General features: G+C 49.8%; 16 protein-coding genes, 1 tRNA gene and 2 pseudogenes. 9 read left to right on the forward strand and 10 right to left on the reverse strand.

Annotated features, from left to right (window positions below; genetic code table 11):
• Window positions 1–23: 23 nt before the first annotated feature.
• Window positions 24–893, forward strand: coding sequence for a phosphorothioated DNA-binding restriction endonuclease (locus PI91_RS01640; protein ID WP_039265323.1), 870 nt, complete (start codon window positions 24–26; stop codon window positions 891–893).
• Window positions 894–1,158: 265 nt separating this feature from the next.
• On the opposite strand, the gene PI91_RS24380 is transcribed toward PI91_RS01640, so the two are convergent.
• Both PI91_RS24380 and dcm read right to left on the reverse strand, forming a co-directional pair.
• Entirely contained in the window at window positions 1,159–1,383 is a 225-nt protein-coding gene (locus PI91_RS24380; protein ID WP_232764372.1) for a hypothetical protein, read from the reverse strand.
• Between the two features lie 674 nt (window positions 1,384–2,057).
• Window positions 2,058–3,365 (reverse strand): DNA (cytosine-5-)-methyltransferase, encoded by a 1,308-nt coding sequence (dcm, locus tag PI91_RS01645; protein ID WP_039265324.1) that lies wholly within the window; start codon window positions 3,363–3,365, stop codon window positions 2,058–2,060.
• A 95-nt stretch (window positions 3,366–3,460) separates the two neighbouring features.
• On the opposite strand from dcm, the gene PI91_RS24125 reads away from it, so the two are divergent.
• From PI91_RS24125 to PI91_RS01670, 4 genes and pseudogenes are all read left to right on the forward strand, one after another.
• The gene (locus tag PI91_RS24125) at window positions 3,461–4,969 is read left to right on the forward strand and encodes an AAA family ATPase (RefSeq protein WP_052232706.1); all 1,509 of its coding nucleotides are present in this window, start codon (window positions 3,461–3,463) and stop codon (window positions 4,967–4,969) included.
• A gap of 5 nt (window positions 4,970–4,974) precedes the next feature.
• A complete protein-coding gene (locus tag PI91_RS01655; RefSeq protein WP_039265326.1) occupies window positions 4,975–6,222 on the forward strand; it encodes an LlaJI family restriction endonuclease in 1,248 nt (415 codons plus the stop codon).
• 423 nt (window positions 6,223–6,645) lie between these two features.
• Complete coding sequence (locus PI91_RS01660) at window positions 6,646–8,118, forward strand: hypothetical protein (RefSeq protein ID WP_039265327.1); 1,473 nt, start codon at window positions 6,646–6,648, stop codon at window positions 8,116–8,118.
• Between the two features lie 128 nt (window positions 8,119–8,246).
• Window positions 8,247–8,863 (forward strand): annotated as a pseudogene (locus PI91_RS01670) (integrase core domain-containing protein).
• Window positions 8,864–8,899: 36 nt separating this feature from the next.
• Here PI91_RS01670 and PI91_RS26335 read toward each other — a convergent pair.
• The 5 genes and pseudogenes from PI91_RS26335 to rraB all read right to left on the reverse strand — a co-directional run.
• Window positions 8,900–9,040 (reverse strand): annotated as a pseudogene (locus PI91_RS26335) (Arm DNA-binding domain-containing protein); the annotation flags it as partial.
• 163 nt (window positions 9,041–9,203) lie between these two features.
• A tRNA-Leu gene (locus PI91_RS01675) sits at window positions 9,204–9,288 on the reverse strand.
• Between the two features lie 104 nt (window positions 9,289–9,392).
• Window positions 9,393–10,115, reverse strand: a complete 723-nt coding sequence (locus tag PI91_RS01680) for a hypothetical protein (RefSeq protein WP_039265330.1) — start codon at window positions 10,113–10,115, stop codon at window positions 9,393–9,395.
• Between the two features lie 30 nt (window positions 10,116–10,145).
• A complete protein-coding gene (miaE, locus tag PI91_RS01685) occupies window positions 10,146–10,904 on the reverse strand; it encodes a tRNA isopentenyl-2-thiomethyl-A-37 hydroxylase MiaE (protein ID WP_038981673.1) in 759 nt (252 codons plus the stop codon).
• Window positions 10,905–10,950: 46 nt separating this feature from the next.
• On the reverse strand, window positions 10,951–11,376 hold the full coding sequence (rraB, locus tag PI91_RS01690; RefSeq protein ID WP_025759886.1) for a ribonuclease E inhibitor RraB: 426 nt from the start codon (window positions 11,374–11,376) through the stop codon (window positions 10,951–10,953).
• A 99-nt stretch (window positions 11,377–11,475) separates the two neighbouring features.
• Here rraB and PI91_RS26340 point away from each other — a divergent pair, with 99 nt between their 5' ends.
• The 4 genes from PI91_RS26340 (at window position 11,476) to xynR (ending at window position 14,586) form a co-directional block, all read left to right on the forward strand.
• Window positions 11,476–11,571: a hypothetical protein gene (locus PI91_RS26340; protein WP_213014347.1), complete on the forward strand. Its 96-nt coding sequence runs from the start codon at window positions 11,476–11,478 to the stop codon at window positions 11,569–11,571.
• Window positions 11,541–12,545, forward strand: coding sequence for an ornithine carbamoyltransferase (gene argF / locus PI91_RS01695; RefSeq protein ID WP_010427327.1), 1,005 nt, complete (start codon window positions 11,541–11,543; stop codon window positions 12,543–12,545). The genes PI91_RS26340 and argF overlap by 31 nt, the downstream gene beginning before the upstream one ends.
• A 384-nt stretch (window positions 12,546–12,929) precedes the next feature.
• Complete coding sequence (locus tag PI91_RS26590; protein ID WP_306434533.1) at window positions 12,930–13,628, forward strand: DUF3828 domain-containing protein; 699 nt, start codon at window positions 12,930–12,932, stop codon at window positions 13,626–13,628.
• A gap of 199 nt (window positions 13,629–13,827) precedes the next feature.
• Window positions 13,828–14,586 (forward strand): DNA-binding transcriptional repressor XynR, encoded by a 759-nt coding sequence (gene xynR, locus PI91_RS01710; protein WP_039265335.1) that lies wholly within the window; start codon window positions 13,828–13,830, stop codon window positions 14,584–14,586.
• A 4-nt stretch (window positions 14,587–14,590) separates the two neighbouring features.
• Here xynR and PI91_RS01715 read toward each other — a convergent pair whose 3' ends face one another.
• The 3 genes from PI91_RS01715 to yagF form a co-directional block, all read right to left on the reverse strand.
• Window positions 14,591–16,201, reverse strand: a complete 1,611-nt coding sequence (locus tag PI91_RS01715) for a glycoside hydrolase family 43 protein (protein ID WP_039265336.1) — start codon at window positions 16,199–16,201, stop codon at window positions 14,591–14,593.
• Between the two features lie 11 nt (window positions 16,202–16,212).
• Window positions 16,213–17,595 carry an MFS transporter gene (locus PI91_RS01720; RefSeq protein ID WP_023326596.1) on the reverse strand — a complete coding sequence of 461 codons (1,383 nt, stop codon included), beginning with the start codon at window positions 17,593–17,595 and terminating at the stop codon, window positions 16,213–16,215.
• 226 nt (window positions 17,596–17,821) lie between these two features.
• Window positions 17,822–19,789, reverse strand: a complete 1,968-nt coding sequence (gene yagF, locus PI91_RS01725) for a xylonate dehydratase YagF (protein WP_039265337.1) — start codon at window positions 19,787–19,789, stop codon at window positions 17,822–17,824.
• Window positions 19,790–19,793 lie beyond the last annotated feature (4 nt).

A 19,793-nucleotide genomic window follows, 5' to 3' on the forward strand; every position in this document is an offset into this window, starting at 1 on the left:
TATTTACCTTCTTCCGTAACGCGATGGCTTCCAGCAAAACTCTCGAACAGGCAATAGCCGACATCACCATCTGGTGCAAAGGCGAACAGCGTGCGCCGCATAAGCCTCTATTGCTTCTGTACGTGCTGGCAAACTATCAGCAGGGTCATGCACGACTGTTTGATTATGGAACCGAGGTTCACGAGCAGTTGCTTAGCCTGTTAGAACGCTTTGGCCCGCAGAGGAAGGCACATTATCCAAATATGCCCTTCTGGCGGCTCAAAGGAGACGGTTTTTGGGATCTGAAGAATACTGAGTTTTGTTCGACCACTGGCAGTAAACAACCGCCTGTTAAAGAACTTGTAGAACATAGCGTCGCAGGCGGATTTGATGAAGAACACTTTGCGCTGCTGAGTAAGAACAAAAACCTGATCGGCTCGCTGGCGCAGCAAATCCTTGAAGCGCATTTTCCAGAAAGCATACAGGAAGATATTGCGGATGAGATGGGTTTTGATATCCAGCAGATTCGTAAGGTTCGCGACCCGCTGTTCCGCCAGCAGGTTCTGCGTGCGTATAAATATGAATGTGCCATCTGTGGATTCAATATGCGGCATGATAACGCCACAGTTGGACTCGAAGCCGCGCACATAATGTGGAAGCAGTTTGGCGGACCGTGTGAGATCCCGAACGGGCTGGCTCTGTGTGCGATTCATCATAAGGCGTTTGATAAGGGATCGATTGGGCTGGATGAGAGTATGCGGGTACTGGTGTCTGAAGCGGTGAATGGGGGCGGGATTGTTGGGCGGCTGTTTTGGGATTTTGCTGGGAAGCAAATTGCGCTGCCAATGGTGAAAGGGAATTATCCAAGGGAGGGGTTTGTGGAGTGGCATCGTAGGGAGGTGTTCAGGGGGTGAGTGCTAAGGTTGGGCTCAAATTCCATACAAAAAATTAATGTCAATTTAATTTAAAATAAGCATATGTATTTTTCCTGCACTTAAACCTACAAATTAAACACCTTATAAAATAAGGTCATAGGTAGTATTAAAGCCATATTAAAACAATACAGATTTAGATCTAAAGCGAGAATTAAGATGCCATAAATTTTTTTTACAGTTTTCTTTAAGAAACTCTAAAATTCATTTATGTCTCGCCAGTACGTTATAATTGAATTAATATGTTTCACACTAATTCCCATGGTAAATCTCTGCGCTTATTTACTGGTTTCAGAGCACCCTCATTTCTCAATTGCTGAGCGGCCCAACGTATCTCATATTGCCACGTATATAACATATCACCTGAATTTCTCAGCTCCACCTCATAGTTATCCCAAACGTATTTTGATACTTCTCGCGGCCAAGCTTTACCACCCCGTTCCTGAAGACATAAAATAATCCATTGTTTCATGCTTTCCCTTGTTACCATCATAACTTGTAATTTCCCCAACTTAACGATAGACCACAGTAATAACTTGCATAGTTTCTGGACAAGGCCTGTTAATTGGCCCTTTTCAATTATTACTCTCAAAAGTGAGATGGTGAGACCAACTGTTATTTTCAGCAACAAAGCATAATTGTTTCAATCACGATATGTCAATCATAGGTAGGTAGACCACTCTAAGTATCGAACAGGATAGCAGCAGCCCGATGAAGATGTGGATGGATAAAAGCCGTACTTAGTCTCACTGACTGTAGTTCAATTGCTGAGGAGGATGGCGTGATGCTGGATTTGAATATATCCAATAAACCGAAGCAGCATTTCTTTGTAGAACACTTAAGCCGAACGAGCCGAACAGATATGTAGAACTTTAATCTATTCTGAACCCTGAATGAAACCTACGAGATTTCAGCAGCCTACCTAGCAGAATCTAACAGCGAGCAGCCTCATAAATAATTTTATAATCTGACACAGGAAGCAAAATGGATTTTTTGAGGAAATGAAAAAATTAAAATCTTCATCAAAGTATATGATTATATTTAAAATTACAGGTTCTAGACATGAAGAATAAGAGTGGAAGAATGGAGAATCAAGATAATACTTGACTCTCCAGTTGATGTCAGCTCTCTAATTCCCAATTACCTTCATACTATTTTTTTTAACGTTTTTTCACGCAATTTTTCTGCTGTAGAAAGGGTCTTAATCATTTCCTTAGAAAGAGCACGAATAACATGCATGCAAACAGAATTACCAAATTGTTTATAAATTTGACCCTGTGAGACAGCATCAACAATATAATTATCAGGAAAACCTTGTAGTCGAGCACACTCTCGAGGGGTTAATTTCCTAGGGTTTTTACCAATATGTGATTGATCAATAAGGATCTCAGAGCCATCTTTATAGTATCTTGCACTTATAGTGTTTGTATAGATGCTATCTTCATTAAAAAGAGAATAACCAAAGCCATTGCCCTTTTTCTCATGCTCGGCCTTTCTTTTTTGATGGCCTGACCATAATTTATCTGAGATCGTATATTTATCGATGCTATTAGAGAGTTGACTAAGATCCTCGAGAATATCGCCAACTTTTGTTGGAGTCATTGGTGGAGTAGGCCAGCTAAATGCATAATCGAAATCGACACCCTCAAAATAATCCCTATCGAAACCGACTATAAAAATACGTTCTCGATTCTGAGGCGCACCGAAATCTCCCGCTCTCAACACTTTATAATCAACCCAGTAATTAAGCTTCTCAGAAAGGGCTTTGCGTGCATCTACACTGATGGGAACATCTTCTGGAACAGAATGACTGCTGTTCCCTCTCAAAATATCAAGAATTGTTTGTAAGGTTCTTCCTTTATCATGCCCTTGAAGCTGTTTAACATTTTCAAGCATGAATGCTTTCGGACGTTTAGCAGCTAAAATTCTTTGAATTTCAAAAAACATTGTACCACGGGTATCACTAAAACCCTTTTTCAATCCAGCTTGCGAAAATGCCTGGCAAGGGAAACCGCCAAGTAAAATATCATGATCCGGAATATCTGTTGCGCTAATTTTAGTAATATCGCCATTAGGCATTTCCCCAAAATTGGTCAAATAAGTTTTTTGCGAAAACTTATCCCACTCAGAGGTGAATACACAATGTCCTCCGATTTCCTGAAAAGGAAGTCGTATACCGCCAATTCCAGCGAAGAGATCAATAAAAGTAAACTCGGACTCGTGCAATGGCTTTTGACGAAAAGGTGCATTCTCCAGATACAGGAGCATTTCCTTTTCGACTTTCAAAATGGACTGCCACTTAGCTGGCGATGGAACATGCTGTTCCTCCTCCCAGCCCCTGACCGTCCGCTCGCCAGTAGAACCAAGACCCAATAGATTAGCCAATTCTGTACGGCCCAAGCCTAATCTTTTTCTAATTTCTTTGATATATTGAGCTTTACTAGCGATGTTCATACAGTGTTACCTTATCCGGTTTATATCCCGGCAATCCTAGCGCTGTATGTTTAAACAGTCAACCGAAATCTCTAAACGGAACAGGAACTGACACAGTGAACTCAATCTTTCCATTAACTAGAATACAACAGTTGCAACATTTTAATAACACTTGGAATGAGCAATCCAATTTCAAAGTTAACTTCTTGAATACTGGGTCTTTTTTTGAAGTCGAAAACTCCTCAAAAAAGGTGCATGACCTTTCATTTCAAAGCATCCTGCACTCCCTTCAAGACATCATTAATAGCGACCATGCCTTGAATTTCATCAATCGTTCGTTAATCACCCCTCCTTTGTTCAACAATAATATTACTGATGCTCAAGAACTCTACGACCAAATTGAGATAATAAGTCCAATTGAATGTACCGAGTGGAAATATTTTGAAAAGTTAGTGCGGGTTCTTGGCGAGAGAGTGTTTACTTATCCCAGAGCAAAAGTAGTAGCACAAGAACAATCAAAGTTATTTTTTAATGCGATATCAAGAATCGTACACATCGCAAATGGGCTAACTCCACAAGATTTAGACAGCACAATACCTTTTATTGATGAATATATAAATAAGTCAATACAATTTTTAGAGCAAGTAATTAGTGATTGCACAATATTACCTGCTGAAGAATCAGATAATAATGATAATGTTTTGGAAGGAAAACTTAATACGATTTATGTTGGTGCACCAGGCACTGGTAAAAGCTGGGCAATTGAACAAGAGACCGCAAGAGCTACTAAAATTCGTACGGTATTTCATGCCGACACTCAATATAGTGATTTTGTAGGCAGTTTACGACCTAAGATGGAAGCTAACGGGGCTCCTCGCACTGTAGGCTATACATTCAGACCAGGGCCATTTACAAATGCTTATATTGAAGCAAGGAAAAATCCCTTACAACAAGTATATCTGATTATTGAAGAAATAAATAGAGCTCCTGCAGCTTCAGTATTCGGAGATCTCTTTCAATTGCTAGATCATGATAGCAATTATGAGATAAATATAGATCCAGACATGCTTGATTATATTAATGATCACATAGTCCCTGAAAGGATCGAGAAACTAGCAATTCCAAGGAACCTAACCATATTGGCAACAATGAATAGCAGTGACCAGGGTGTAAATACTCTTGATACTGCGTTCAAACGCAGATGGGCTATGAAATACATGCCTATTGATTATGCGAGTGCTACTCCCGGCGTTCTCTCAATACCAATCCCTGGTGCTAGTTGCTTAATTGAATGGCGCGACTTTGCTAGAATTATCAATCAAAAGTTAATGGAAATTGGTGTTCCTGAAGACCGATTGCTTGGGCATCGCTTTTTGTCTGTAAATGAAATAAAAGATAATGAAAGCGCTTGTGATGCATTACGCTACAAACTATTCGTTTATCTTTGGGATGATGTGCTCAGACATGGTCGACGTCAGAATATTTTTGCATCCGAGGTAGAGGGCGAGCCCTTGGTCACTTTTGGTCAGCTGGTCTCAGCGTACACAAATGGATATCCAATATTCAAATCAGAAGTAGAAGAATCCTTACGGGCAGTTGGAACACTTGCAAATGCGGATGACTAGAAGCTATGGAAATTAAATTTTATCAAGACAGGTGTTTGATTTCCTCGTTACCGGAACATATAAAACACGATTTAAATTCCTGTAGTCTCATACTTGAAGAAAATTCTAAATTGGACTTTTGTGGACTGATCATTGACAAAGAAACGACCAGCATCTTTCTTCCTAGAAATAGTAATAACTTTAACGTTCAAAATTTCAAAGAATTAGGCTCATCTCTTATTAAAGCCATATACAAATATGCGCAAAATAGAGAGAGATTTTCATTGAGAGATGGATATTCAGATCGACTTATCGGAGATTCGTATCTTAGTTTGGCATTTACATTGCTTAAAGATTTTGTTGAGAATGGTCTTTATATTCGCCACAAGTATGAAATTAAAAGAAATCAAGGTAAAATATGCTGGAAACGAACCATTAATAAAATTCAAAGTTTTCCCTCCGGTAATTCACCGATATACTTAGACACTATAGGGAAAAAGAAGAATATATCACTTGATAGCGAAATAACTCGTATTCATGCACGGATTATACGTGAACTAGATGATGTTATTGGATGGATATATTTTAGTGATGACTCTAGAATTCAGCATGAATTGGCAGATATTAATCTGCCAGAAAATAGTGATGAAGCTCAAATTGATTGTATTGAGCGAGAGCTAAATAATGTTTACAGCGATCGAGACATGAATCTCCTCAAAGATCTAGTAAAATTTTTAACACTTAAAAATAACATTTCAAATAACAATATAGTTATAGGCATTAATAAATTTCACTCTATGTGGGAAAATATGATTGATAATTGCTTAATATCAAAATTTGATATTAACAATTTATTAGCCAAACCTTGCTATAAAATAAATAGCCAATATCAAATAGCAAGCCAAAAAGGAGGTCGTACTGATACGGTATTAAAAGCTCAAGAACACGATATATTCGCAATTATTGATGCAAAATATTATGGGGCACGTGAGTTAGCCCAGCTACCTGGCTGGCCGGATATAATTAAACAATTTTTCTACGCTCTTGCTCTGAAGGATATATTTCCATCTGCTCAAATTAATAATTATTTTTTATTCCCTGGCGATTCAAACAATGTTGAGTCCGTTCATTTACAAGATCCTAAAACTGGGCTTATTCAAGATGAGAAATATCCACCGATAAAATGTATATACATTGAACCAATGTTTCTGATTGATCACTATGTTACTGGTAAGAAATTAACTCATTTATCTGAAGAATTACTTGCGAACTGAGATAATCTTTTTTTTAGTGTATTTTTGTTCAAACTACTATAAAAAAAGCTGCCTCAGGCAGCTTATCCTTTCCAGAATCACTTATTTCGGTGGAGGCCTGACATGAAAAAAATTATCAAAATGAAATAAAATGAATAAAATCTTTAATCATCATTAAAGACCACCAAATTGCCCCCAAACATAAAATTCATCACGGCAATACCATTTTTCCCATAAAATTAACACAAATGAAATTATAATACTTAATATCATTTACTTTAAAACTATCATAGCCCCATAAACCATCAATTATTCATAGAAATGAGCAAATAATGGCATGTACAAATCAACCTCTTGTTTCATGATGTTCATCATAGACTTACTAGGCATTCCGTGCTTAAACTGATGAAAAGCTACACGTCATTCTTTACAAAGGATTAGAGCATGTCAAAACCCAAGCTAAGGATTTATTTCTCCGATTTTTATAACGTCAGTCCTAACAGCATCACCGATTATGGTGCTTTTAATATTTCATTAATCAATGATCTACCATTGTTCATTGATCCTTTTCTTTTGTTTAATAGTCAAAATGATAAATACAAAACTCTTCATGCTGAAATAATCAATTATGTATCGTTTCTAAAAAGAATGTCAGATGAGGGAAGATTAACTCCTGGGCTTATAAAAAGTTGGTTTTTATTCCCAGAAGTGAAACAAAACTGGTTTGGTTTTAGTCTCGTTGGTAACGGCGGTAGAGGATTAGGCCCTGAGTTTGCTAAGGCACTTATTGAAAACTTTAGCACTACTTTCAAAAACTTTGGGAATGAAACCCTAACTCGAGGAAGCCATCTTGAGAAGTTATGCCTCATAAAAGATAAAGTTGGAAAAGACAGCATCAGTGATTTCACAACCAACTTAATAAAGAAATACCTTCTCGAATACACACAGGAATTTTCAATAAAAAACATTGATAAGTCTTTTCTGTCAAAGTTTATGGTCGAAAAAGTTGAATTTAATTATATTACACAGACCTGGGCAGCAAGAGAGTTTACGCTTCCAGCCTACTATGGTGAATATGTTCTACTAACACCTAGAGATATACTTACAAAAGATGAGGCTTGGATTAACCAAAACGAAATGATTGAAGATTTCAGCTTCATTTGCTCATCCATTCCGAATGATCAGTTAAGGGAGCAACTCGGCGATTACTTTGCCAGGATGATTCCTGATACACCGAAAAAGAAAGACTATGAAGATGCAGCAAGATTAGCAATAAAAAAACATCCAGAGTTTATTGATTATTTTATTAAGTATAAAGAAGACCATAGTTACGAAGCACATAAACAAAGTGACTTAAAAGTTTCAGAAATCGAAGATATATTCATTGAACTCGTCCAAGGTTTAGCGGAAAAAATCAATGCAGAATCTGATTTTTACCATTCTAAATTCAATACTCTCGATGAAAGTTTCAAGCGGGTCAATTATTTGAAACAAGTCATCGAAAACAATGACGGGTATAAGATATTTTACCTCAAAGGATCACCAATAAAACGAGAAGCAGACTTACAGCTGCTATTTAGATTAACATGGTTTGCGACGCCTTCTGATGTTAACAGTGAGGTCAATAACGGCAGAGGTCCTGTAGACTATAAGATATCTCGTGGAAATAAAGATAAAACCCTCGTTGAGTTCAAATTAGCTAGTAACTCTCAACTAAAGAGAAATTTAGCTAATCAAGTTGAAATTTACGAAAAAGCTAATGAGACTCACAATTCAATTAAGGTAATTCTTTACTTCACCGACACTGAATTAAACGCCGTATATAAAATACTTAAAGAGCTTAAATTGAAAGAAGGTAAAAACCTTGTGCTTATAGATGCAAGACCAAATAAACTCTCTGCTTCAAAAGCAGGTTAATATCACTCCATTTTAAGCGCTGCTTGCTCCTTATGTTACAGTAGCAGGCAATGCTTACAAGTTTAAAACGAAAGTGATTTACACCATAATGTTAGCAATGTCTTCATAAGTCACATGAGGACGTCCCCATGAAGAAGCAATATTCCGACGAACAGATCATCAGTATTCTCAGCGAGGCAGAAGCTGGGGTTACGGCCTTGGAAATCTGCAGCAAGCATGCTATTTAAGACGGCACCTTTTACACCTAGCGCAAGAAGTTCGGCGGTATGGAAGTCCCCGAAGTGAAGCGGCTCAAATCACTTGAAGAGGAGGGCGCCCGCCTCAAGAAGCTGCTCGCTGAAACATGCTGGATAAGGAGGCGCTTCAGGTGGCACGCATTCTGGACAGCATTGCGCTTTTTCGTGACTATCCTGCGATGATAAGAACCGATCAGGACTCGGAATTTACCTGCCGTGCGCTCGATCAATAGGCCTTTGAACATGGTGTTGAGTTGCGCTTAATCCAGCCAGGCCAGCCAACTCAGAACGGATTTATTGAGAGTTTCGACGGCCGCTTTAAGAATGAATGCCTAGATGAGCTCTGGCTCAGCGATATTTTTCCTACCCAGAAAATCATTAATGACTGGCGGCAGGATTATAACGAGTGTCGATCACATTCATCGCTAAATTACCAGACGCCGGCTGAATTTGCAGCGGGCTGGCGAAACGGGAAATATGAAGAAAAACCAACCGACATTACTAACTGAAGGTTGTACCCAATCCTGGGGGCGGGTCAGGCTTTATTTACCTGCAAAGCGGTACTTCAAATACCAACGTTTAGAACCAGTTGGTTTAACTAAGAGAAATCAACCATGGGAGTCTGTGAATTTGTATTCTTTTTCACGGGGCTTTGCTGTGCGAGCTGCTACGTCTGTGATAGACATAAATTGGGGCTCAAATCCTTATCGAACCGAGCTGACCTCCATTCTGCACCCTATTATTATTGGATGGCAACGGATGCCCTAGGACGAACAAAGACCCAAAAAAGCCTTTAGGCTTTAATTGTAATAAGATACTTACTGTTACGGACGTTCTCAAACATACTTATGGTGCCGAAGGCCGGACTCGAACCGGCACGTATTTCTACGGTTGATTTTGAATCAACTGCGTCTACCGATTTCGCCACTTCGGCACTGAAGGGGATGCGGAAACGTTGTGGATTATACCTGTCGCGCGCCGCCATGCAAGCGACGACGCGCGAAACCCGCGCTAAGTGCCCAAAAAACCAGCGTCCCTTCACTCCAGCTCAGATACCGCCAGCCGAATTACCCTCGCCGCCTTCTGCTCCGGCAGCGCCAGCACCTTGGCCCACATCTCCTGCACCATATCGCAGGAGAGCTTCTCTTTGCCCGCCGCCTTCTCAGGCATCTGCAGCAGCTGGATGTCCTCGCCGTACTTATCGGCAAGTTCTTTCATAATCGGCCGCACATCCTCGACGGCCGCCTCGCGTTCGGCCGGGGTCACGGTGTGGCGGTTTTTGCCGTAGGCCGCGCGCATCATGTCGGCGTCGGCCTGCATGCGCCGCGTCATCAGGTCTTTATCCAGCATGCGCATCGGGTTGATGCCGCCCTTCACCATCGGGTAGAGGAAGCGGAAGCAGGCGTCGTCGCTCACCTTCTGGATGGCGGCGGTCTGCTCCATGTTGATGGTCATGTAGTTCACCACGTTGGCGTCCGGGGCGTTTTGCAGGCGCGACATCTGCAGATGCAGGATCTGCGGCTGGATGGTGTCGATAATCTGCTGCTCCGGCTCGCCCGCTTTTTGCAGGGCGGCCATCTGGTCGAGGATGCGCTGATGCAGAACAGGCTCCTGCTCCTTAATCACCTGCCAGGCGGGCATCGCGTTAAGGGCGTTATCCATCTGCCGTTCCGGGGCGCGTTGCCTGTCGAAAAACACCCAGAACGCCACGGCGGCAGCCGCAATGACGACAATCACAATACGGGTCCACGTTTTATTCATCTCGCATCCTTATCCTTGAGTTATGCCGGTTTACACCGGCACGCCGCTATGGAAGCGAAACTCGTTGTCCGGTGTCGAGATAAGTGTGGCTTCAATTTCGCCAAAAAGCTTTATGCGCGGTGAGATATCGTCGTCGCTCACCTGCTGGGCCAGCGTCAGGTAGTCCTGATAGTGGCGCGCTTCCGAGCGCAGCAGCGAGAGATAGAACTTCTGCAGGTCGTCGTCGAGGAACGGGGCCAGCGCGGCGAAGCGTTCGCAGGAGCGGGCTTCGATGTAGGCGCCGCAGATGAGCTTGTCGATCAGCGTCAGCGGTTCGTGGGTGCGCACGTCCTTCAGCATCCCTTTGGCGTAGCGGCTGGCGGTGATTTTGACGTACGGAATGTCGCGGGCCAGCATCGCCTCGCGCACCTGCCAGAAGTGGTGCAGCTCCTCTTTAATCAGCAGCACCATGCTGTCGATAAGCGCCTGGCCCCACGGGTCGTCGGTTTTGGGCATCACGCTTTTGCCAATCTGCCTGTGCAGGGCGATGAAGTCCGGCTCCGGGCCGTCGCGGAAGGTGAACTGTTCGTAAGGTTTGAGCCAGTCGAGCAGCGCGTCGGCACCGCTTTCATCGGCGACGTATTTACGCACCAGCAGCAGCGCGGTCTGGGCGGCCTTGAGCTCGCACACCATGTGGTCGGTGAGCAGCAGCGGCAGGTTCGCCGGGTCGCGGGCTTTATCAATCCATGCTTGCGGGGTCGGGCACTGGAGGAAGTTGAGTACGGGGGCGAGTATCTGCGGGTAATCCATGGTTCTGCCTTGAAAAAGCGGTGACGCGGGCCACCGCCTGAAACGCTTAGTGACGCACGCCGTCGTCGTCTTCGTCGATATAATCTTCGTCGTCGCCTTCTTCGCCGTCTTCACCGTTCGGATCTTCGAAGTAGGTTCCCCAGCCGTCGTATTCCACGTCAAACTTCTCGGCCAGGTTCATCAGCTGTTCGACCTGCGCATCAATTAGCTCCGCCTTCAGCGCGCCTTCGCTCAGGATGTCGCAGCAGATGACGGTGTCGCCCTCTTCCACTTCCAGCTCTTCCGGCTCGGTCACTTCGTAACCCAGCTTGAAGGCTTCTACCGCCATTTTTTCCAGCGCGTCGAAATCATCCGCAGAGAAATGGTGCTCGATGGTGTACAGCGCGTCCGGATCGCTACCGTCTTCCAGCAGCTCTTCAATAATCAGACGCGTCTCTTCGCGTTGCTCTTCCAGGTGTTCCGGGTTTGCCATGGCTCAATCCTCTTTAAAGTGCGGCAGATACTTCTATTTTCACACACGGGCGGGTTTGCCTCCACCTTTGTTGGAAAGATTTGTGAAACGGGGTTGCAAATGAATAATTACACATATAAAGTGAATTTTAATTCAATAAGTGGCGTTCGCCATGTGAGGATAAAATGTCTGATCTGTACAAGAAACACTTTCTGAAATTACTCGACTTTACCCCTGCACAGTTCACTTCTCTGCTGACCCTTGCCGCACAGCTCAAAGCCGATAAAAAAAATGGCAAGGAAGTACAGAAGCTTACTGGTAAAAACATCGCGCTCATCTTCGAAAAAGACTCGACCCGTACCCGTTGCTCTTTCGAAGTTGCCGCATTTGACCAGGGCGCGCGCGTCACGTATTTAGGGCCGAGCGGCAGCCAGATTGGGCATAAAGAGTCAATTAAGGACACCGCGCGCGTGCTCGGGCGGATGTACGATGGCATTCAGTATCGCGGCCACGGCCAGGAAGTCGTCGAAACGCTGGCGCAGTATGCGGGCGTACCGGTGTGGAACGGGCTGACCAATGAGTTCCACCCAACGCAGCTGCTGGCGGACCTGCTGACCATGCAGGAGCACCTGCCGGGCAAGGCGTTTAACGAGATGACGCTGGTTTACGCGGGCGACGCGCGCAACAACATGGGCAACTCGATGCTGGAAGCGGCGGCGCTGACCGGGCTGGATCTGCGTCTGGTGGCCCCGAAGGCCTGCTGGCCGGAAGAGAGCCTGGTGGCGGAGTGCAGCGCGCTAGCGGAAAAGCACGGCGGGAAAATCACCCTGACGGAAGACGTGGCGGCGGGCGTGAAGGGCGCGGACTTTATCTATACCGACGTGTGGGTGTCGATGGGCGAAGCCAAAGAGAAGTGGGCGGAGCGGATTGCGCTGCTGCGCGGGTATCAGGTGAACGCGCAGATGATGGCGCTGACCGGCAACCCGGACGTGAAGTTCCTGCACTGTCTGCCGGCGTTCCATGACGACCAGACCACGCTCGGCAAGCAGATGGCGAAAGAGTTCGACCTGCACGGCGGGATGGAAGTGACGGACGAGGTGTTTGAGTCGGCGGCGAGCATTGTGTTTGACCAGGCGGAAAACCGGATGCATACGATTAAGGCGGTGATGGTGGCGACGCTTGGAGAGTGATTGACCCCTCTGCGGTCTGGTGCCCTCTCCCACGGGGAGAGGGAGAAAACCCTAAAAACGACAACAGCGTTATCGTCGGGCAGAAAAATTCATTTTAGTGATGCTTTCTCAGATACGCATTATCCATAATAGATATTTATATTTTTATTAACCATTATTTACTGAGTAGATAATGGTTAATATCAGGTCATTATCAATTACAAAACACCGTATATTATCGGCGTAATATTTCCTTATTACTTCATTTCATTAATAAGGATGATTTTATGTCATGGAATAAGCACGAGGCTGTGTCTTATGCTCGCAGCCACGCGCACCATTACAGCACGGGTTACTGCGCTCGCGCCGTAGCCGCGGCTATCCGCGCCGGAGGATTAGAAATTAATGGCGCTGATGCAAAAAACTTCTGGCGCTCTCTTGAGAAAGCAGGATTCAGCAAGGTGTACGGCACCCTCATTGAGAGTGATGTTGCAGTCATTGACGCATTGCCTGGTGCGCATCAGAACGGGCATGCATGCATCTATGACGGTTCGGGTACCTGGTATTCAGATTTTAAACAGAATAGTCTTTATCCCGGCCAGAGATATCGGAAGATACAGCCAAAAATCACCTTTTACAGGCACTACTGATATGAAAAGCACCTTACTTCTTTGCTGCCTGTTTTCTTTCTCTGCTATGGCCGGCCATTCTGACCCGATTGAGCGTGCTGTAAAATTTAACAGCTGGTACGTAAATCAAATCAACAAAGACGTATTTCCCATTACTGATGGAAACGAAATAGATAAATATGTCACAGCATCAACAATGAAAAAACTCCGTCACGCGCAGGATCCTCGCTATGCAGACGAAGAGTTTTACGAGGCCGATATATTTTTAAAAGCGCAATACATCGGCGATGACTGGCCGCAGAATGTAACAGCCATAGCCGGGGATACCGATCCAGTCTGTGTCAACGTATACATTGCATTCGGTAAAAAGCAGGACCACATAGTCATAGACTGCATGGTTAAAGAAGACAACTTATGGAAGGTACAGTCAGTTTCTGCTGTTGAATTTTCAAGAAACCTGACTATACCGAACTGAGCCAAACGACGTACCGGCAATGATATTGATACTGCGCGCTCTTCTTGCCGGGTGGCGCTGCGCTTACCCGGCCTACACAACCCGTAGGCCCGTGCAAGCGTAGCGCCGCCGGGCGGATCAGGCCAGCTCCATTTCATTGATTTTTCACCCCGAAAAAGGTACGTTTTCGCCTTAATTCCAGCGTGGACATACCAACATTATGCCGATTATTCAGTCTGTTGAACGTGCGTTGCAGATCCTCGACCTGTTCAACGAACAGGCCACCGAGCTTAAGATCACCGACATCAGCAAACTGATGGGGCTGAGCAAGAGTACCCTCCACTCGCTGCTGAAAACCCTGCAGCTTCACGGCTATATCGATCAGAACCCGGAGAACGGTAAGTATCGCCTCGGCATGAAGCTGGTCGAGCGCGGCCATTTTGTCGTGGGCTCCATCGATATTCGCCAGAAGGCGAAGGGCTGGCTGACCGAACTGTCACAGCGGACCGGGCAGACCACCCATCTGGGGATCCTGGACGGGCGTGAAGGGGTTTATATCGAGAAGATTGAAGGCAAGCTGGCCGCCATCGCCTATTCGCGCATTGGCCGCCGCCTGCCGGTTCACGCCACCGCCATCGGCAAGGTGTTGATTGCCTGGCTGGGCGAGGCCGAGCTGAACGCGCTGCTGGAGGGTTATCAGTACACCACCTTTACGCCCGCTACTCTCTCCTCTCGCGAAGCCTTAATGAGCGCCCTGGCGCAGACCCGCGAGCAGGGCTATGCCCTGGATAGCGAAGAGAACGAGCAGGGCGTGCGCTGCGTGGCGGTGCCGGTGTGGAACCACGAGTCACGCGTGATTGCCGCCCTGAGCCTGTCGACACTGACCTCGCGCGTGGACGATGCCGGGCTGGCTGATTTCCGCGAGCAGCTTCAGCAGGCCGGGCTCCAGCTGTCACGCGCGCTGGGCTACCCGGCCTGAGCCGTTAGGCCGGCTCGTAGGTGAAGTAGTCGAAGTCCGCGTGGCAACCGTCGCCGCTGATGTCCTCGCAGTGCAGCCCCACAAACGCGCCGGTGAAGAAGCCGCGCCCGCCGATGTAGTCATCCGACAGTTTCCACGCCTCATACGTTACCGGCACGGTGTGCCACGTCTCGCCGTCGAACGAGTAGCTGTAGCGGTAGACCAGCTTATCCACGTCCACGCGCAGCCAGACGCTCTCCGCACTCTCCGGCACCAGAATCGGCTGCTCGTGCAGCGGCCATGACGGCACGTTGTGGTCGAGCTGAATAACCTTGATGGTTCTCCCCTGCCCCTCCTCGAAGTCCACAAAGCAGTAGCTCCAGTTTTTGCTGTTGTAGTAGCAGGTCAGCCCCGCGCTCTGCTGGAAGTGGACCGGCGAGAACTGCATCCGCGTTTCTGAGCGGAAGGCGAAGTGCTGCCAGCGGCGCGCCACGGTCGACTGGGTAAAGGTCGAGTTGAGCGAGTCGTTGCCGTAGAGCCGTAAATAGCCCGGGCGCGCGGTGAGCGAGCCGAGGGTATCATCGAACGGAACGCGCAGGGTCTGCAGTTCCGGGTCAAGCGTGCTGCCGTCGAAGTCCTCTCGCCAGCTACCCTGAGCGGCGCCAGGCTGCTCGGCCACCTGCGGGCCGGGCACGGTCAGCTGCGCGTGCTTGCCGCCTTCCACGTACGGCCAGCCGTCGCGCCACTCAATGCGGGCGATGCCGGTCTCGCGTCCCAGCGGGCAGTAGCCGCGCCCGCCGGAGGCCAGCAGCGGCACGCCGGGCAGACGCAGCGGGCGGCTGGTGAGGTAGGCCATGTACCACTCCCCCGTGTGGGTCTGCAGCAGCGAGCCGTGCCCGCTCTTCTGCAGCGGGTTCTCCGGCAGGTGCCAGCTGGTCATCATCGTCACGTCCGGGTGCAGTTCGTACGGCCCGTCGATAGTTTTTGAACGCAGCACCACAACCGCGTGCTCGTAGCTGGTGCCGCCTTCGGCCACCATCAGGTAGTACCATCCCGCGTGGCGATACAGGTGCGCGCCTTCGGTGTAGCAGAGCGGCGTGCCGGTAAACAGGGTTTTGCGCTCGGGCGAGAGCGTGCCGGTCTGCGGATCAAACGCCTGCATCACGATGGTGTTGTGCGGGTTGCTGTGGTGGCGCGGCCCCCACGGGCGGTAGAGGTAGTACTTGCGGCCATCGTCGTCGTGGAACAGGGACGGATCAAACCCGCCGTTGCCCATCGGGATCGGCTCGCTCCATGGCCCCTCAATGGACGGCGCGGTGACGAGGAAGTTGCGGCCGTTTTTCCACGGCGAGTCGACAATCTTCACGTCGGTGTAGAGCAGCCAGAATTTGCCGTCGGCGTAGCTCAGGCACGGCGCCCAGATGCCGCCGGAGTCCGGGTTGCCCTTCATGTCCAGCATCGACACGCGGTCCAGCGGCGTGCTGACCAGCGACCAGTTTTTTAGGTCGCGGGAGTGGTAGATGCGCACGCCCGGGAACCACTCGAAGGTCGAGGTGGCGATGTAGTAGTCCTCGCCCTGGCGGCACAGGGACGGGTCCGGGTTGAAGCCGGTGAGTATTGGGTTGGTGATTTCCATATTGCCTCCGGTTAATGGGATGCGGCTGTCGCGGCGTCGGGAACGGCCTCGCCCTGCGCCGCGCGGTGCTTGATCAGCTGCTGGCTGATGGCCTCCACGCGAGCGTCGGTGAGCTTGTAGAACGACAGCATGATGAACATGCCCGCGTAGAGCACCACCGGCACCACGCAGAACAGGATTTTGATGGTGGTCAGCACCTCGACCGGCTGCACGCTGCTGCTGGCGGAATAGTTGACGTACGCCAGGATCCAGCCCACCACCGCCCCGCCAATCGCCAGGCCAATCTTCAGGCTGAACAGGTAGGTGGAGAACACCAGCCCGTCGAGGCGTCGCCCGCTGCGGCTTTCTTCGTAATCCACCACGTCAGAGGCCATCAGCCACTGCAGCGGCGTGGTGGTGTTAAAGACGAACAGGAACAGGATGTTGAGGGCGAAAATCAGCGCGATGTGCTCCGCCGGGGTGACGAAAATCAGCAGGCTGATCAGCGAGTAGGCGACGATGATCCACTTGAAGGCGGTGACGCGATCGAAGCGGCCCAGCAGTCGGGAGGAGCAGAGCGAGCCAAACATGGTGGCGAGGCTGCCGTAGAGTAAAAACTGGGTCGCCATCTCCGGGTGATCCATCACGTATTTGACGAAGTAGAGCGTCGCCCCGCCGCGCACCACGTTGGAACAGGTCGCCATCATCTTGAACGCGCACATGATCCGCCACTGGCCGTTGCCGAGCAGCAGCTTGAGATCTTTCGCCACCGACGAGCCCGGCTGCACCTCAAAGGTGTAGCGCTCTTTGGTGGTAAAGAAGCAGACGTAGAGCAGCACCACGCCGGTCAGGCCCAGCACGCACATGGCGCCGAAATAGCCCACCTGCTCGTCCCCTTTACCGATGATGCTCACCAGCGGCAGGGCAATGCCGCTGATGGCGAGCGATCCCGCCGCCGCCAGGAAGAAACGCCACGACTGCAGGGCGTGACGCTCTTTCGGGTCGGCGGTGATGACGCCGGGCATGGCGCAGTAGGGCACGTTAACGAAGGTATAGACCAGGGTCAGGAGAATGTAGGTCACGCAGGCATAGATGATTTTGCCCTGCGCGGAGAAGTCCGGCGTGTAGAAGGTCAGCACGCAGACGATGCCAAACGGGATGGCGCCCCACAGCAGGAACGGGCGGAACTGGCCGTGCCGCGTGCGGGTGCGGTCGACCAGTAGCCCCATCAGCGGGTCAGTCACGGCGTCGAGCACGCGGGAGACCAAAAACAGCGTGCCCATAATGCCCGCCGACAGGCCGAAGACGTCGGTGTAGAAATAGGCCAGCAGGAACATCGTGGCCTGCCAGACGAAGCCGCAGGCGGTGTCACCCAGCCCGTAGCCAATTTTGTCTTTCATGGTTAATTGCGTCATCAGAATTACACCCTTATGTAGTGTGCTGAATTACAACATCGTGTTAATGGAGTGTAATGAGCTGTTCAATTAACCAGCAATGGTCATATCTTATTTCTGAATTACGTTATTTTGCTTTTGTGACGCCAACGATATATCACAACTTATTGTTTAAATTGATAAAATAAAGACACGCAAAAACCGCCCGCGGAATATTTCCCGCAGACGGTTTTATCTAATGAAATAATTAAATACCGAGCGCTTTTTTACCGGCGTTAATTACCTCGATAATTTTATCGGTGTCATAAATACAGCCTTTCCAGGTGCCGCCGCTGACCGACTGTAATGCTGCCCACAGGCGGGTGTCGTCCGGCAAAAAGTCGTGGGCGTGCAGGTCCGGGTGCGTCTGCCGCATTGCCAGCTCGCGTGCCCCCTCCTCCGGCGTCAGCGGGTTATCCGCGGTGCCGATAAAGTTCACGCTGCCCGTTAACGTCAGCCGGTCGACGGCTATCTCGATGATGTCATTATCGCGCAGCTTACCAATCGGCCCGCCCGCCAGCGCCTCCGGCGACACGTGGCCGAAGCAGGCGCCCGTCGACACGCCCGAGAAGCGCGCATCGGTGATTAACGACACCGTCTTGCCCCACGAGATATGCTTCAACGCGGAGGTGAGCTGGTAGGTCTCTTCCATGCCGGTGCCGGACGGCCCGCCGCCGATCACCACCATGATATCGCCCTGCTTAATCTCTTCCCGCTTGATGGCCTTGATAGCCTGCGCTTCCGAGACAAACACCCGCGCCCGGCCGGTGTGGCGGTAAACGCCATCTTCACCGACGACCGACGGGTCGATCGCCGTGGCCTTGATCACCGAGCCTTCCGGCGCGATGTTGCCCGTCGGGAAGCAAACCGTTGAGGTCAGCCCTTTCGCTTTTGCCTTCTCAGGCGGCAGGATCACGTCATCCGGATCCACGCCGTCCTGCTCGCGCAGGCACTGGCGGAAGCGCTCACGGCGCTCGGACGCCTGCCACCAGTCGAGGTTTTCGCCCACCGTCTGGCCGGTGACGGTCATGGCGTCCAGATGCAGAAGGCCAAGATCGCGCAGGTGAAGCATCACCTCCGGCACGCCGCCCGCGAGGAACGCGCGCACGGTCGGGTGATAGTCCGGGCCGTTGGGCAGCACGCTGACCAGGCGCGGCACCCTGCGGTTGACGCGCGTCCAGTGCTCTACGTCCGGGATCGTGCAGCCCGCCGCGTGGGCGATGGCCGGAATGTGCAGCAGTAAATTCGTCGAGCCGCCGAACGCCGCGTGGATCACCATGGCGTTTTCGATGGCTTTGTCGGTGAGGATATCGCGCGTGGTGATGCCAAGGTTATCCAGCTCGCTCACCGCCCGCGCCGACTGGCGGGCGATCTCCAGCCACACCGCCTGCCCGGACGGCGCCAGCGCGGAGTGCGGCAGCGCCAGCCCCAGCGCTTCCGCGACCACCTGCGAGGTGCCCGCCGTGCCGAGGAACTGACACCCGCCGCCCGGCGAGGCGCAGGCGCGACAGCCCAGCTCGGCGGCCTCCTGCAGGGAGAGTTCGTGGTTGGCAAAGCGCGCGCCGATGGTCTGCACTTTGCCCGCGTCTTCCCCCACGGTTGGCGGCAGCGTCGCCCCGCCCGGCACCAGAATGGTCGGCAGGTCGTGCATCGCGGCCAGGGCAATCATGGTGGCGGGCAGTCCTTTATCGCAGGTTGCCACGCCGATCACCGCCCGGCGCGTCGGGAGGGAACGGATCAGGCGGCGAAACACGATCGCCGCGTCGTTACGGTACGGCAGGGAGTCGAACATGCCGTGCGTGCCCTGAGAGCGCCCGTCGCACGGATCGCTGACGAAGGCCGCAAACGGGATCCCGCCGTTGCGGGTGATCTCTTTCGCCGCCGCCTGCATCTGCATGCCGATCTCCCAGTGGCCGGTGTGGTAGCCCAGCGCAACCGGGCGTCCGTCCCCGGCGCGGATGCCGCCCTGGGTGCCGATGATCAGCACCTCTTTGCCGGTCAGCTTGTTGGCGTCCCAGCCCATCCCGGCGTTCTGCGTCATGCCGAACAGGTTGCCGCTGGGGGATTCCATCAGCATCTGCGGGGTCAGCGGCAGCGCGCCCTGCGGCCCCGCCGCGTGGGTGATGACGGCATAAAACGCCTCGTCCTGCGGGGTGAAAATCTTCTCGATGGTCATGGTT

This window comes from Enterobacter sp. FB (assembly GCF_000805795.1).
Lineage (GTDB): Bacteria > Pseudomonadota > Gammaproteobacteria > Enterobacterales > Enterobacteriaceae > Enterobacter > Enterobacter roggenkampii.

Bases quoted from the DNA above. Each gene is read 5' to 3' on its own strand.
- PI91_RS01640 (WP_039265323.1), top strand. From the start codon at position 24: ATGGCTTCCAGCAAAACTCTCGAACAGGCAATAGCCGACATCACCATC.
- PI91_RS24380 (WP_232764372.1), bottom strand. From the start codon at position 1,383: ATGAAACAATGGATTATTTTATGTCTTCAGGAACGGGGTGGTAAAGCT.
- dcm (WP_039265324.1), bottom strand. From the start codon at position 3,365: ATGAACATCGCTAGTAAAGCTCAATATATCAAAGAAATTAGAAAAAGA.
- PI91_RS01655 (WP_039265326.1), top strand. From the start codon at position 4,975: ATGGAAATTAAATTTTATCAAGACAGGTGTTTGATTTCCTCGTTACCG.
- PI91_RS01660 (WP_039265327.1), top strand. From the start codon at position 6,646: ATGTCAAAACCCAAGCTAAGGATTTATTTCTCCGATTTTTATAACGTC.
- PI91_RS01680 (WP_039265330.1), bottom strand. From the start codon at position 10,115: ATGAATAAAACGTGGACCCGTATTGTGATTGTCGTCATTGCGGCTGCC.
- miaE (WP_038981673.1), bottom strand. From the start codon at position 10,904: ATGGATTACCCGCAGATACTCGCCCCCGTACTCAACTTCCTCCAGTGC.
- rraB (WP_025759886.1), bottom strand. From the start codon at position 11,376: ATGGCAAACCCGGAACACCTGGAAGAGCAACGCGAAGAGACGCGTCTG.
- PI91_RS26340 (WP_213014347.1), top strand. From the start codon at position 11,476: ATGAATAATTACACATATAAAGTGAATTTTAATTCAATAAGTGGCGTT.
- argF (WP_010427327.1), top strand. From the start codon at position 11,541: ATGTCTGATCTGTACAAGAAACACTTTCTGAAATTACTCGACTTTACC.
- PI91_RS26590 (WP_306434533.1), top strand. From the start codon at position 12,930: ATGGCGCTGATGCAAAAAACTTCTGGCGCTCTCTTGAGAAAGCAGGAT.
- xynR (WP_039265335.1), top strand. From the start codon at position 13,828: ATGCCGATTATTCAGTCTGTTGAACGTGCGTTGCAGATCCTCGACCTG.
- PI91_RS01715 (WP_039265336.1), bottom strand. From the start codon at position 16,201: ATGGAAATCACCAACCCAATACTCACCGGCTTCAACCCGGACCCGTCC.
- PI91_RS01720 (WP_023326596.1), bottom strand. From the start codon at position 17,595: ATGACGCAATTAACCATGAAAGACAAAATTGGCTACGGGCTGGGTGAC.
- yagF (WP_039265337.1), bottom strand. From the start codon at position 19,789: ATGACCATCGAGAAGATTTTCACCCCGCAGGACGAGGCGTTTTATGCC.